Here is a 13,814-nt window from a genome sequence, read left to right as displayed (position 1 = left end):
GAGCCGTGGCCGGGCGATTCTCTGGCCGCGGTGCCGCGGCGAGGACCTCGATACCCCTATCGTGATGCTCATGCCGCGCTTCGACATGGATCCGCACGCCCTCCGCGAGTACCGGCCCGAGGTGCGCGAGCCCGCCGACTTCGACGCCTTCTGGGGCGAGACGATCGCCTCCTCCCGCGCCGCGGGCGACGAGGTGCGCTACCAACGGGTCGCGGCGCCCTTCACGCTGGTCGACGTCTACGACGTCACCTTCAGCGGCTACGCGGGCGAGCCGGTTCGCGCGTGGTTGACCGTGCCCGCGGGCGCCGACGAGCCGCTGCCCGCGGTCGTCGAGTACAACGGTTACGGCGGCGGGCGGGGACTCGCGGGCGAGCGTCTCGGGTGGGCGAACGCCGGCTACGCGCACCTGCTCATGGACACGCGCGGCCAGGGCTCGATGTGGGGCACCGGCGGCGACACCCCCGACCCGCACGGCACGGGCCCGTCGGTGAGCGGCTTTATGACACGGGGCATCGAGGATCCCGCCCAGTACTACTACCGTCGCGTGTTCACGGATGCGGTGCGTCTGGTGGATGCGGCACGCACGCTCGACATCGTCGACGCCGACCGCGTCGCGGTGTGCGGAGGCAGCCAGGGCGGGGGGATCGCGCTGGCCGCGGGCGCGTTGTCCGAGGGACTGGTCGCGGTCATGCCCGACGTCCCCTTCCTCTGCCACTTCGAGCGGGCCGTGGGGCTCACGGACGCCGATCCGTACCAGGAGATCGTGCGCTACCTCGCCGTGCACCGCCACACCGAGGAGCGGGTCTTCGACACGCTCTCCTACTTCGACGGTGTGAACATGGCACGACGTTCCGAGGCGCCGGCGCTGTTCTCGACAGCGCTGCACGACCAGACCTGCCCGCCCTCGACCGTCTTCGCCGCCCGCAACCACTACGCGGGCGAGGCCGACATCGAGGTCTACCCCCACAACCAGCACGAGGGCGGTCTCATGTATCAGTGGTTCGCCCAGGCGGAGTTCCTCGCCGCACGCGTGTGAGTTCGGGATGCGGCGGGTCGCCGCATCCCGAACCGTCACACGAGCGAGTCGCGCCAGGCGGCGTGCAGGCGCGCGAACGTGCCGGTGCCGCCGATGAGCGCGTCGGGCGCGTCGTCCTCCACGATGCGGCCGTGCTCCATGACGAGCACGCGGTCCGCGATCGAGACCGTGGAGAGGCGGTGCGCGATGATGATGGCGGTGCGATCGGCGAGGAGCGTCCCGAGAGCTGACTGGATCTGGCGTTCGCTCGGGATGTCGAGCGAGGCGGTGGCCTCATCCAGGATCAGCACGGCCGGGTTCGCCAGGAACGCGCGCGCGAAGGAGATCAGCTGGCGCTGCCCCGCCGACACGCGCCCGCCACGCTTGTTCACGTCGGTGTCGTAGCCGTCGGGGAGCGCCTCGATGAACGCGTGCGCGCCGACGGCCATCGCCGCATCCCGCACCTCGTCGAGGGTCGCGTCCGGCTTTCCCAGCGCGATGTTGTCGGCGACCGTGCCGCTGAACAGGTACGCCTCCTGTGTGACCATCACGATCGCGCGGCGCAGATCCGCCGAGCCGAGGGTCCGCAGATCCACACCGTCGAGCGTCACGGAGCCGCTGGTCGGGTCGTAGAAGCGGGAGACCAGTTTCGCCAGCGTCGACTTGCCTGCCCCCGTCGTGCCGACCAGGGCGATCGTCTGCCCCGCGGGTACATCGAGCGAGAAGTCGGGCAGCACCACGCGTCCGTCGCCATAGCCGAACGCCACGTCGTCGAAGCGGATCGCGCCGCGCGGCCGCTCCAGCGCCACCGGATGCGCGGGCTCGGGGACCGTGGGCTCCTCCTCCAGCACGCCCGACACCTTCTCCAGTGCCGCCGCGGCCGACTGGTAGGAGTTCAGGAACATCGCCACCTCCTGCAGCGGCGAGAAGAAGTTGCGCACGTACAGCACCGCGGCCAGCAGCACACCGATCTCCAGCGCTCCGCTGGCGACGCGGATGCCGCCGAAGAGCAGGACTGCACCGAGACTCAGGGTCGAGATCGCCATCAGCCCGGGTTCGAACGTGCCGAACAGCCGGATGGAGCGCATGTTCACGTCGCGATACTGTTCGCTCAGCTCGCCGAACTCGACGTCGCCGCGCTTCTCCTTGCGGAAGGCCTTGACGGCGCGGATGCCGGTCATGGTCTCCACGAAGTGCACGATGACCTTCGCACTGATCACTCGCGACTCGCGGTAGACCATCTGCGAGCGGCGGTAGAACCACCGCATGAGCAGGCCGAGCGGGACGCCCATGACGATGAGCACGACCCCGCTCTGCCAGTCCAGCAGCAGCAGCGCGATGAGCGTGAAGGCGCCGAACAGCACGCCCGAGACGAGCTCGTTGAGGCCGCCGTCGAGGAGCTCCCGGATCGTGTCGAGATCGCTCGTCTGACGAGAGATGATCCGCCCCGACGTGTACGACTCGTGGAACTCGAGGCTGAGCCGCTGTGTGTGGCGGAAGATGCGGGTGCGAAGGTCGAGCATGACCGCCTGCGTGAGGCGTGCCGCGACGACGGCGTACCACCCGATGAGGGCGGCACCCAGCAGCCCGGACACGAGATAGATGGCGACCACGCCGATCGTGGGCAGCCAGTCCATCTCGTTCAGCACCGCCGGCAGCGCGTTGTCGATCCCGAACGCGATCAGCGCCGGACCGACCACGCGCAGCGCCGTCGAGACGACGAGCACGACGGCCGCGAGGATGAGCTTGCCGCGCAGCGGCGCGATGAGCGAGCCGAGCAGCCGCATCGAGCGGCGCCGGATCTCCCGGCTCTCGGCGCGGGTGTAGTCGGAGCGATCCTCGCCGCTGGTTCCCGTGACGGTACTCATCGCACCTCCTCCTTCTCCTGCTCGTCGAGACTCGAGATCACGTGCCGGTAGTGCGCTGAGGAGCGCATCAGCTCGCCGTGCGTGCCGACGGCCGTGACGCGGCCGTCCTCCAGGAGGGCTACGCGATCCGCGAGGGCCACAGTCGAGGGTCGGTGGGCGACGATGAGAGCGGTCGTGTCCGCGAGCACCCGACGCAGCCCCTCTTCCACACGCGCTTCGGTGTCGACATCGAGCGCCGACAGCGGGTCGTCGAGCACGAGCACGGACGGCCGCGCGGCGACCGCCCGAGCCAGGGCGAGACGCTGCCGCTGACCGCCCGACAGACTCAACCCCTCCTCGCCGATGACGGTGTCGACGCCGGCGGGCAGACGCTCGACGAACTCGGCCTGGGCGACGTCGAGGGCTTCCCGCAGCACGCGTTCACCCTCCGGCGAGGCCGCATCCAGGTCGTCCCGGCCGAGCAGCACGTTCTCGCGCACCGAAGAGGAGAAGAGCGTCGCCTCCTCGAACGCCATCGAGATGTGGGTGCGCAGTTCGTTCAGGGTGAGGTCCCTCACGTCCACGCCGTCGAGCGTCACGCGTCCGCCGGTCACGTCGTACAGACGAGTCGGCAGGGTGGTCAGGGTGGTCTTGCCCGAGCCGGTGAGTCCCACGAGCGCCATCGTCTCCCCCGGCTCCAGGGCGAGGTCGATGCCGTCGAGCAGGTCGCGCTGCGCATCCGGCGCATCCTGGTAGCGGAAGTGCACGTTCTCGAAGACGAGTCGCCCTCGCGGACTCTCGAGCGAGACCGGCTTCTCCGGGTCGTCGATCGTGACCTGTTCGTCGAACACCTCGAACACGCGGTCGGTGGCGGTGCGCGCATCCAGGAGGAACGAGAAGAGGAAGCCGATCGACTCCATGGGCCAGCGCAGCACCGTCGCCATCGCGAAGAACGCGAACAGCTGGGCGACCGAGAGCTGGCCGAGCTGAGCGAGCACGATCCCGGCCGCCAGACACAGTGCGAAGGCGATCTCGGGCAGCAGGACGAGCCAGAACCAGATCAGGCCGATGGCCGTGGCTTTTCGCAGCTCCGTCTGGCGCAACGTTTCGGCCTGACGTGCGAACTTGGCCAGCGCGTGGGATCCGCGGCCGAACGCCTTCAGCACGCGGATGCCGTGCACGCTTTCCTCGACGGCGGTGGCGAGATCGCCGGCCTGGTCCTGGCTCTGCCGCGCGAGCACCCCGTACTGCTTCTCGAAGCGGTATCCGGCGTACCAGAGAGGGGCGGAGCACAGCAGGAAGATCGTGCCGAGCACCCAGTGCCACTGGAACAGCAGCACCGAGCCGAGCGCGATCGTCAGCACGTTGACGACGAGCAGGATCACGCCGAAGGCGAGCCAGCGGCGGATGAGGCTGATGTCCTGCATCATGCGGCTGAGCAGCTGACCCGACTGCCACCGGTCGTGGAAGGCGACGGGGAGCCGTTGCAGGCGCGCGGCGAACCCGGTGCGCAGGGCGTACTCGACCTTGGTCGAGGGCGCGAGCACGAACCACCGCCGACCCCAGACGAGGGCGGCTTCGGCGAGGCCGAGCCCGATGACGGCGAGCGTGCCCCAGAGGATCTGCGTCGGGTCCGCGGAGGCGATCGGACCTGCGACCACTCCCTCGAGCACGAGCGGGATCATCAGGGCGACGACGCTGGCAGCGAGCGCGCTGATCGCGCCGAGCACGAGCGGACGCAGCACGGGACGCACGAACGGCAGAAGCCTCGCGAGAGCGCGAAACGTAGACGGTTCGGTGGACGAACGAGAGGGTGTGGAACTCATGATCCTCGAGGAGAGCGTGCGACGGCGACGCCGCAGAAGGGGGAGATCGCGCGCAGGGCTGCGATGGCTCGGAGAGGGAGAAGGCCGCTCGGAGGCGGCGGGCGGCGGCTACGCGAAGCGCGCGGGCACCGCGAGGACGGCGGGGATTTCCGCAATGGCGAATGCCTGAGTCATATCGTCCTCCTCGAGTGCACGGATGCCGCGGCGAGTGCGCGCGACAGCCCTCCAGCCTAGGCTGTGTGTTCGCTGAGTGCAACGATCAGTTCTGCGCGGACATTCCCGCGCGCGCGGATCAGGCGCTTTCGCGGGCCAGCAGACTGCGCTTGACCTCGATGCCCCACGCGAAGCCGCCCATCGCGCCGCCGGTGCGCAGCACGCGATGGCACGGTACGAACAGGGCCGGCGCGTTGCGCGCGCAGACGGATGCGGCGGCGCGCACCGCACGGGGGCTTCCCAGCGCCGCGGCGAACTCCGCATACGTGAGGGGTTGCCCCGGCTCGATGCGTCGCAGCATCCGCCAACCGGCGAGCTGTCCCGCGGTGCCCGTCTGGTGCACCTCGACCTCGTCGATGGCCCGCACGTCTCCCCCGTAGTAGGCGGCGACCGCATCCAGGGCATCGACGGCGCCCTCGACGATCTCGGTGGGCCGGTCCGCCGCGCGCAGACGGGCGACGATCACCTCGTGGTCGTCGCTCCAGCCGGAGGCGAGCACACGCTGCCGATCGTCGACGAGAGCGGTGAAGGCTCCGTCGGGGGTGGTGATGGTGGCGATGTGCGCGGTCATGCGATGCGGCTCTCGTTCGGAAGGTGGGCGGGACGGGGGATCTGCGCGGGCACGGCCGCGACGGCGGCCCAGAGGTGCGCGGTCAAGTAGCTGCGCCAGGGTGCGGCGCGGACGGACCAGGCGGCCAGGGCGCGGGGCTCCGCGGGGAGCCCGAGCCGGGCGGCGCCCGTGCGCACGGCGACGTCGCCGGGAAGGAACACGTCGGGATCGCCCGTCACCCGCATCCGCACGTAGTCGGCGGTCCACGGCCCGATCCCGGGCATCGCGAGCAGGGCCGCGCGCTGATCGTGAGCGTCGCCGCCGGCGTCGAGCACGAGCGAACCCTCGGAGAGGGCGCCGGCGGCGCCCACGATGGCCCGGATGCGGGCGGCGGGTCCGCGCAGCACCTCCGCGCCGCGCTCGGCGATCGCCGCCATGGTCGGGAAGAGCAGGTCGGTGCCTTCGTGGGCGGGCACCCGCTCCCCCAGGTGCTGCGCGAGAGCGGCGAGGGCCGTGCGGGCCGCGGCGACGGTGATCTGCTGACCGACCATCGCGCGGATGAGCATCTCGTGCGGGTCGGCGGCGCCGGGGACGCGGATGCCGGGAAGCGCGGCCACGCGCGCGGCGAGCTCGGGGTGGGCTGCGAGCGCCTGATCGACGGCGAGCGGATCCGCATCCAGGTCGAACAGCCGACGCACCCGCGTGACCAGCTGCGGCAGGTCGGCGAGCTGCGAAAGTCGGGCGCGGAGACGCAGTGCGTCGCCGTCGCGGCGCACCTCGAACCACGCGGAGCCTCCGGCCAGGCGCAGGGTGCGCGCGAAGGTGGTCGCCGTGACGGTCTCCACTCCCGGTAGCGCGCGGGCGGCCATCCAGACGAAGATGCCGCCGTCGTCGATGGGACGCCGGTGCGCGAGGAGCAGATCGATCTCACCGGGAGTCGCGCGATTCTCGGACTTCCGGCGCGCGCGCAGCGCGAGCGGCGTCATCCCGAACACCTCACGGACGGTGTCGTTGAACTGCCGCACGCTCGCGAAGCCGGCGGAGAAGGCGACGTCTGCGGCGGGGAGGTCCGTGCCGACGAGGAGCATCCGCGCTGTGTGGGCACGGTGGGCGCGGGCGAGCGCGAGGGGCGATGCGCCGAGCTCGGCGGTGAGGATGCGGCCGAGCTGCCGGGAGGAGTAGCCGAGCCGGCGGGCGAGGCCCGGCACACCCTCGCGCTCGATGACGCCGTCGGCGATGAGGCGCATGGCGCGCCCGGCGACGTCGCCGCGGAGGTCCCATTCCGGGGACCCGGGCGCAGCCTCGGGCAGGCAGCGCTTGCAGGCGCGGTAGCCCGCCTCGTGGGCGGCGGCGCTCGTCGGGTAGAACGTGACGTTCTCTGGCCGCGGCGTGCGCGCGGGGCAGCTCGGACGACAGTAGATGCCGGTCGTGTGCACCGCGGTGACGAACTGGCCGTCGAAGCGCGCGTCCCTCGCATCGATCGCGCGGTAGCGCTCGTCGAAAGTCATCGCGGAGGTGGGCACCTCCCCAGCCTGTCACGCCTCCCCGACACCGGCTCGCGGTTTTCGGACACGGCAGCGCGGCCCTCAGTGGCTCCCATTCGCCCGAGGACCGCTCCGCGGGCGCACTCGGAGCGCAAGCGCAAGCGGCGACCCCGCAGCGGACGTGACGGAGTAGCGTCGCAGCATGAGCGAGCAGACCTACGACCTCATCGTCATCGGCGCCGGCCCCGTGGGCGAGAACGTCGCCGACCGCGCCGTTCAGGGCGGGCTCTCCGCCGTCATCGTCGAGAGCGAACTCGTCGGCGGCGAATGCTCGTACTGGGCGTGCATGCCCTCGAAGGGTCTGCTGCGCGCGGGCGCGGTGCTGCGCGAGGCTCGCGACGTCGACGGTGCGAAGCAGGCCGTGTCGGGCTCCCTCGACGTCGCCGGCGTCCTCCGCCGTCGCGACACGCTCACGCACGACTGGAACGACTCCTCGCAGGTCGAGTGGCTCTCGAGTGCGGGCATCGACCTCGTGCGCGGCCATGGCCGCCTCGTCGGGGTCAGACAGGTCGAGGTGACGGATGCGGACGGCGCCGTCACCCGCCTCACCGCCCGTCATGCCGTCGCCGTCTGCACCGGCACCGCCGCCCTCCTCCCCGACACCCCGGGGCTCGCCGACATCGCGCCCTGGACGAGCCGGGAGGCGACCAGCGCGCAGGAGATCCCCGCATCCCTCGCCATCATCGGCGGCGGCGTGGTCGCCGCGGAGATGGCCACCGCGTACGCAGACCTCGGCGCCGAGGTCACCCTCGTCGTCCGGGGTTCACTGCTCGCCGCGAACGAACCCTTCGCGGGCGAGCTCGTCGGCCGCGCCCTCGAGGAGCGGGGCGTGCGCATCCTCCGCCACACGAACGTGGTGTCGGCGCAGCGCGTCGGCGACGAGAAGGAGCTGGAGCTGTCGGACGGCACCCGCATCCGCGCGGCCGAAGTGCTCGTGGCGACCGGGCGCGTCCCGCGCACCGAGGACCTCGGACTTGATGCGGTCGGTCTGGTCCCTGGCGGCTGGCTCTCCGTCGACGACACCATGCTCGTGACCGGGACTGACTGGCTGTACGGGGTGGGCGACGTCAATCACCGGGCGCTGCTCACCCACCAGGGCAAGTACCAGGCTCGCGCCGCGGGCGACGTCATCGCCGCCCGCGCGACCGGCGGCGCCGTCGACGACGCCCCCTGGGGTGCGCACGTCGCGACGGCCGACCACGAGGCCGTTCCGCAGGTGACCTTCACCGATCCCGAGGTGGCCTCTATCGGATTCACCGAGGCCTCCGCGAAAGCCGCGGGTCGCCGCATCCGGGTGCTCGACTACGACCTCTCGTGGGTCGCCGGCGCCGCCACCCGCGCCGACGACTACCGGGGTCAGGCGCGCGCGATCGTCGACGAGGATGCGGGCACGATCATCGGCGCCACGTTCGTCGGCGAGGATGTGGCCGAGCTCCTCCACTCGGCGACGATCGCCGTCGTCGGAGAGGTGCCGATCACCCGCCTCTGGCACGCCGTGCCGTCGTACCCGACGCTCAGCGAGGTGTGGCTGCGGCTGCTCGAGGCCTACGGCCGCCCGAGCGCCTGAGCAGGAGAAAACCGCCCCGCAGGACGATCCGGAAGGAATCGTTCTGCGGGGCGGTCATGTCCTGCGACAGCGCCCGGACTCAGTGGTAGAAGTGGCGCTCTCCCGTGAAGAACATCGTCACGCCGCGCTCGCGGGCGAGGGCGATCGTCTCGTCGTCGCGCACGGATCCGCCCGGCTGCACGATGGCGGAGACCCCCGCATCCAGCAGAACCTGCGGTCCGTCCGAGAACGGGAAGAAGGCATCGGATGCGGCGACGGAGCCGACCGCCCGGTCGCCCGCCCGCTCGACGGCGAGGCGGCACGAGTCGACGCGGTTGACCTGCCCCATCCCGATGCCGACGGTGGCGGAGTTCTTCGCCAGCACGATCGCGTTGGACTTGACGGCACGGCACGCCTTCCAGGCGAAGATGAGGTTCGTCATCTCCTCGCCGGCCGGACGCTCACCCGCGACGAGCTCCCAGTCGGTTGCGACGGACTCGATGTCGTCCGGGAAGCGGTCCGCGTCCTGGAGCAGCAGGCCGCCCGAGACGAGGCGCACGTCCATGCGCTCCTGCTGCCAGTCGGCCGGCAGCTGCAGCACGCGCAGGTTCTTCTTCAGACGGAACAGCTCGAGCGCCTCCGGCTCGAAGGCCGGGGCGACGATCACCTCGGTGAAGATGTCGCGCAGGTTCTCCGCCATCTTCAGCGTGACCGTCCGGTTGGCCGCGATCACACCGCCGAAGGCCGAGACGGGGTCGCACTCGTGGGCCCGCAGGTGCGCGCTCGCGATCTCGTCCAGGGCGTTGGGCGCCGACACGGCGATGCCGCACGGGTTGGCGTGCTTGATGATCGCCACCGCGGGCTTGACCATGTCGAAGGCGGCGCGCAGTGCCGCATCCGCGTCGACGTAGTTGTTGTAGGACATCTCCTTGCCCTGCAGCTGCAGAGCCTGCGCGATGCCGTGTCCGCCGGTGCGGGTGTAGATGGCCGCGCGTTGGTGGGAGTTCTCGCCGTAGCGCAGCGTCGCGAGCCGCTCTGCCTTGATCGTCAGGTGCGCGGGCAGTTGCTCGCCCTCGGCGAGGGTCTCATCGGCGAACCAGGTCGCCACCGCACGGTCGTAGTTCGCGGTGTGGGCGAAGGCCCGCGCCGCGAGCTCCTTGCGCTGCGCGAGCGAGGTGCCGCCGGCCGCGATCGCGTCGATGATCGCCGGGTACGACTCGGGCGAGACGACGATCGCGACGTTGGCGTAGTTCTTCGCCGAGGCGCGCACCATCGCGGGCCCGCCGATGTCGATCTGCTCGACCACGGCGTCACCGGACGCGCCGGAGGCCACCGTCTCGACGAACGGGTACAGGTTGACGACCACCAGCTCGAAGGGCGAGATGCCGAGATCCGTCAGCTGCTCCTCGTGGTGCGCGAGGCGGAGGTCTGCGAGAAGGCCTGCGTGCACGCCCGGGTGGAGGGTCTTCACGCGCCCGTCGAGCGACTCGGGGAATCCGGTCACGCTCGACACGTCGACGACGTCGTACCCGGCGTCGCGGATGGTCTGCGCGGTCGACCCCGTCGAGACGATCTCGACGCCGGCGGCGACGAGCGCTTCGGCCAGACGCAGCAGGTCGGTCTTGTCGCTGACCGAGACGAGCGCGCGGCGCACGGGGACGACATCGCGGTCGCGGTAGAGGGACGGATCGTGGCTGGGCCCGGCCATGGGACTCCTCGGGGTGGGGCGGTTGCGGTGGGTCAGACGGCGGATGCGGTGAGATCGAGCTCGCCGATGGCGATGCGGCGGACGACGTCGATGAGCAGACGTCGTTCGACGGGCTTGATGCGTTCGTGGAGAGCGGACTCGTCGTCGCCGGGGCGCACCTCGATGCGCTCCTGCGCGAGGATCGGGCCCGTGTCGACGCCGTCGTCGACGACGATCACACTCGCGCCGGTCTCCGTGGCGCCGGCCGCGATCGCGTCGCGCACGGCGTGGGCACCGGGAAACTCCGGCAAGTAGGCGGGGTGGGTGTTGATGAGGCGCGGGCTCCACGCGGCGACGACCGCGGGCGGCAGCAGGCGCATGAGGCCAGAGAGGACCACGAGGTCGGGCTGCCAGACACGCAGCTGCCGGTCGAGCTCCTCCCCCCAGGCCTCGCGCTGGTCGGCGCCCTGCCAGGGCACGACGAAGCTCGGGATGCCGAACTCCTCGGCGTGCGCGAGGCCGGAGGCTTCGCGGTCGGCGCCGACCACGATCACGCGGGCGGGGAAGTCGGCTTCCGCCGCGGCCTCGAGCAGGGCTCGCAGATTCGAGCCGGTGCCGGAGATGAGAACGGCGACCGTGAGCACCCGCACAGTCTAGTCGCGCGCCGCATCCGTCCGCTCGGGAGCCTCGTCCCTCCGGCGGCGGGTATCGGTCAGGCGCGCGATCACACTCGTTCCTCCCTCGAGATCCGCGTCACCGCGTCGACGCGGCGAAAGCAGCAGGATCGCCGCGCCGAGTCCCACTTCGACGCCCACGGCCACTCCCACCGCAAGAGCGTCCGGACCGACAGCGGACAACCGCCCGGGCCCCATGCTTCCGCTGGCCAGCATCGCCATGAGAGCGGCGGCGAGGGCCGCGAGGGCCGCGATCGACAGCGTCAAGGTCACGAGGATGCCGGTGCTCTCCGCATCCGCCGTCGAACCGCGCGGGCTCAGGCGGGATCGGGTGGACCAGCCCGCGACGACGCCCACCGCGATCGGGAGCAGAGCGAACAGCAGATACCAGCTGCTCGCTCCCTCCGGCAGCACGCCCAGGATGGGCACCCCGGGCAGCACGCCGAGTTGTGTGCCCGCGGGCGAGACCACGCTGCCCGCGCCGAGGCCGACCCCGGGTCCCGCGACGAAGGACAGCGCCCAGACGAGCAGAGTCGGCAGGTACAGCAGCTGGGCGAGCGCGAGGACGGCGGCGCCGCCCGCATCCAGGTTGCCCGCCTGTGAGAGCGCGACGATGTTCGGAGCGCGCAGGATGAGGGCGACCCCGAGAACCGCGGCGCCCACGGCGACCAGCCCCGTCACGGCGATCGCCCCGCCGCGCACCGCGAGTTCCGGTACCTCGGGCCAGGCGCCTCGGGAGCGGTCGAGCCGGGTCCGCAGGGCGTCGACGGGCCCGTCATCGCCGTCGATCCACGCGCGGTGAAGGGCGCCCGCAAGCACGCCGACGGCGTAGTAGGCGGCGGGATAGCAGATCGCGCGCCACAGGTCGGTGCCCGCCAGCGGCGCCTGCGAGGTGAGGGCGATGCCGGCGGCAAGCGCGGCGAACACGAGCGTTCCGGTGAGCGCGCCGCTCCACGGCGCCCCTGCGTGCCCGGCGCGGGTTCCCGAGCGGCCACCGAACAGCAGCGTGAACGCGGCGAAGGCCAGCGGGGCGAGGGAGAGCGTGAAGCTCGCGAGGGAGGGATCGACGCCCAGTTCGGCGACGTAGACATCGGGGAGCGTGATCGCGACGGGAACCGAGTGTCCGAACTGCCAGATGGTCGCAGCGCTCTGCCAGATGGCGGCGAGATCTCCTGACCCGAACGCGACGAACCAGAACACCGTCAGCGGGGCACCGGCGACGGCGAGGCCGACGGCCACCGCTACGAGGGCGTCGAGGGCGGAGAGGAGAAGGACGAGGACGCGTTGCATGGCCCCCTGACCCTACCCAGCGGACCTTTGCGTGGCCGTCCCCCACGCCGCCCGCATCTGCCACGGCGCCCCCACGTCGCGCGGCGTCCCGCATCCGACTACTCTCGTCGGGTGCACCACCCCCGTACCACCAGCGTTTCGCCCTCCTCCCCCGGCCGTCTCGACCGCTTCTTCGGCATCACGGCGCGCGGCGCCACCGTCGGCGGCGAGATCCGCGGCGGCATCGTCACCTTCGTGGCGATGGCCTACATCGTCCTGCTGAACCCGATCATCCTGTCCGGCGGAACGGATGTGGCCGGCAACGCCCTCGGCTTCGCCCAGGTCGCCGCGACCACCGCGCTCACCGCCGGCGCCATGACCATCCTGTTCGGACTGGTCGCCCGGCTGCCGTTCGCGTTCGCCGCGGGCCTCGGCATCAACTCGTTCCTCGCCGTCAGCGTGGTGGGCGAGGTCACCTGGCCCGAGGCCATGGGCCTCGTGCTCATCAACGGCCTGCTCATCGTGCTGCTGGCCGTGACCGGCCTGCGACGGCTCATCTTCGACGCCGTGCCGATGGCTCTGAAGACCGCCATCACGGTCGGCATCGGTCTGTTCATCGCCTTCATCGGCTTCGTCGACGGCGGACTCGTGCAGAGCACGGGCCTCGCGTCGCCTCCCGTGGGGCTCGGCGTGAACGGCTCGATCGCCACCGTCCCGACGCTCCTGTTCGTGCTGACGCTCGTGACCATCGCGATCCTTCTCGCGCGCAAGGTCAGGGGTGCGATCCTCATCGGCCTCGCGGGCGGCACCGTCGTCGCGGTCATCGTCGAGGCGATCTGGCACCTCGGCGCCCGGGCTGACGGCAATGCCGGAGGCTGGGGACTCAGCGTGCCGGAGATCCCAGCGTCCCTCTTCAGCCTGCCCGACCTGAGCCTCGTGGGTCAGGTCAGCTTCGGCGCCTTCGATCGCATCGGAGTGCTCGCGGCCGCGATGCTCGTGTTCACGCTGCTGTTCACGAACTTCTTCGATGCGATGGGCACCATGACGGGGCTTTCGCGAGAGGCGAACCTCGCCGACGAGCGGGGCAACTTCCCCCGCCTGCGCTCCGCCCTCGTGGTCGAGGGCATCGGCGCCGTCACGGGTGGACTCACCTCGTCGTCGTCGAACACGGTGTTCATCGAGTCCGGTACCGGCATCGGCGAGGGCGCCCGCACGGGCCTCGCGAACCTCGTGACCGGTGGACTCTTCCTGCTGGCGATGTTCGTGACCCCCCTGACCACCATCGTGCCGAGCGAGGTCGCGTCGGCCGCCCTGGTCGCCGTCGGCGCACTGATGATGAGCCAGATCCGCCACGTCGATCTCACCGACGTCTCTGTGCTGATCCCGGTGTTCCTGACGATCACGGTCATGCCGCTGACGTACTCGATCGCCAACGGCATCGGCGCGGGCTTCGTCAGCTGGGTCGTCATCCGCTCGCTGTCGGGGCACGCCCGTCGCATCAGCCCGCTGCTGTGGATCGTCGCCGCCGGCTTCGTCGTGTTCTTCGTGCGCGGTCCGATCGAGGCGGCCCTCGGCGGCTGAGCCACCACCTCGACGCCGCTCGAGCATCCGTTCATCGAACGAGCACCCCATGTGGTGCTCAC

General features: G+C 71.2%; 10 protein-coding genes. 3 read left to right on the top strand and 7 right to left on the bottom strand.

The features are described 5' to 3' along the window. The first annotated feature begins 70 nt into the window (after positions 1-70). Entirely contained in the window at positions 71-1,036 is a 966-nt protein-coding gene (locus tag ACYVJS_RS02095) for an acetylxylan esterase (protein ID WP_460737309.1), read from the top strand. A 35-nt stretch (positions 1,037-1,071) separates the two neighbouring features. Here ACYVJS_RS02095 and ACYVJS_RS02090 read toward each other — a convergent pair whose 3' ends face one another. The 4 genes from ACYVJS_RS02090 to ACYVJS_RS02075 all read right to left on the bottom strand — a co-directional run bounded on the left by ACYVJS_RS02090 (position 1,072) and on the right by ACYVJS_RS02075 (position 6,959). Continuing rightward, the gene (locus ACYVJS_RS02090) at positions 1,072-2,883 is read right to left on the bottom strand and encodes an ABC transporter ATP-binding protein (protein WP_460737307.1); all 1,812 of its coding nucleotides are present in this window, start codon (positions 2,881-2,883) and stop codon (positions 1,072-1,074) included. Continuing rightward, positions 2,880-4,688, bottom strand: a complete 1,809-nt coding sequence (locus ACYVJS_RS02085) for an ABC transporter ATP-binding protein (protein WP_460737305.1) — start codon at positions 4,686-4,688, stop codon at positions 2,880-2,882. Before ACYVJS_RS02085 ends, ACYVJS_RS02090 begins: the two co-directional genes overlap by 4 nt. A gap of 292 nt (positions 4,689-4,980) precedes the next feature. After that, positions 4,981-5,472: a methylated-DNA--[protein]-cysteine S-methyltransferase gene (locus tag ACYVJS_RS02080; protein WP_460737303.1), complete on the bottom strand. Its 492-nt coding sequence runs from the start codon at positions 5,470-5,472 to the stop codon at positions 4,981-4,983. Further along, positions 5,469-6,959, bottom strand: a complete 1,491-nt coding sequence (locus tag ACYVJS_RS02075; protein WP_460737490.1) for an AlkA N-terminal domain-containing protein — start codon at positions 6,957-6,959, stop codon at positions 5,469-5,471. The genes ACYVJS_RS02080 and ACYVJS_RS02075 overlap by 4 nt, the downstream gene beginning before the upstream one ends. 178 nt (positions 6,960-7,137) lie before the next feature. Here ACYVJS_RS02075 and ACYVJS_RS02070 point away from each other — a divergent pair, with 178 nt between their 5' ends. Beyond that, positions 7,138-8,562 (top strand): dihydrolipoyl dehydrogenase family protein, encoded by a 1,425-nt coding sequence (locus ACYVJS_RS02070; RefSeq protein ID WP_460737301.1) that lies wholly within the window; start codon positions 7,138-7,140, stop codon positions 8,560-8,562. A 79-nt stretch (positions 8,563-8,641) separates the two neighbouring features. Here ACYVJS_RS02070 and purH read toward each other — a convergent pair whose 3' ends face one another. The 3 genes from purH to ACYVJS_RS02055 are packed head-to-tail and all read right to left on the bottom strand — an operon-like array spanning position 8,642 to position 12,192. Further along, complete coding sequence (gene purH, locus ACYVJS_RS02065) at positions 8,642-10,249, bottom strand: bifunctional phosphoribosylaminoimidazolecarboxamide formyltransferase/IMP cyclohydrolase (RefSeq protein ID WP_460737299.1); 1,608 nt, start codon at positions 10,247-10,249, stop codon at positions 8,642-8,644. A 32-nt stretch (positions 10,250-10,281) separates the two neighbouring features. Continuing rightward, complete coding sequence (purN, locus tag ACYVJS_RS02060) at positions 10,282-10,872, bottom strand: phosphoribosylglycinamide formyltransferase (protein WP_460737297.1); 591 nt, start codon at positions 10,870-10,872, stop codon at positions 10,282-10,284. 9 nt (positions 10,873-10,881) lie between these two features. Next, positions 10,882-12,192, bottom strand: coding sequence for a cell division protein PerM (locus ACYVJS_RS02055; RefSeq protein WP_460737295.1), 1,311 nt, complete (start codon positions 12,190-12,192; stop codon positions 10,882-10,884). A gap of 111 nt (positions 12,193-12,303) precedes the next feature. Between ACYVJS_RS02055 and ACYVJS_RS02050 the strand changes: the two genes are divergently transcribed. Further along, positions 12,304-13,752 (top strand): NCS2 family permease, encoded by a 1,449-nt coding sequence (locus ACYVJS_RS02050; RefSeq protein WP_460737293.1) that lies wholly within the window; start codon positions 12,304-12,306, stop codon positions 13,750-13,752. The last annotated feature ends 62 nt before the right edge of the window (positions 13,753-13,814 follow it).

It is taken from the genome of Microbacterium neimengense, assembly GCF_054782995.1.
Note: the sequence above shows the minus strand (reverse complement) of the source record. Positions and strands in the feature narration are given on the sequence as shown.

Excerpts from the sequence above, each read along its gene's own strand:
- ACYVJS_RS02085 (WP_460737305.1), bottom strand. The coding sequence starts at position 4,688 with ATGAGTTCCACACCCTCTCGTTCGTCCACCGAACCGTCTACGTTTCGC.
- ACYVJS_RS02080 (WP_460737303.1), bottom strand. The coding sequence starts at position 5,472 with ATGACCGCGCACATCGCCACCATCACCACCCCCGACGGAGCCTTCACC.
- ACYVJS_RS02090 (WP_460737307.1), bottom strand. The coding sequence starts at position 2,883 with ATGAGTACCGTCACGGGAACCAGCGGCGAGGATCGCTCCGACTACACC.
- ACYVJS_RS02055 (WP_460737295.1), bottom strand. The coding sequence starts at position 12,192 with ATGCAACGCGTCCTCGTCCTTCTCCTCTCCGCCCTCGACGCCCTCGTA.
- purH (WP_460737299.1), bottom strand. The coding sequence starts at position 10,249 with ATGGCCGGGCCCAGCCACGATCCGTCCCTCTACCGCGACCGCGATGTC.
- ACYVJS_RS02070 (WP_460737301.1), top strand. The coding sequence starts at position 7,138 with ATGAGCGAGCAGACCTACGACCTCATCGTCATCGGCGCCGGCCCCGTG.
- ACYVJS_RS02075 (WP_460737490.1), bottom strand. The coding sequence starts at position 6,959 with ATGACTTTCGACGAGCGCTACCGCGCGATCGATGCGAGGGACGCGCGC.
- ACYVJS_RS02095 (WP_460737309.1), top strand. The coding sequence starts at position 71 with ATGCCGCGCTTCGACATGGATCCGCACGCCCTCCGCGAGTACCGGCCC.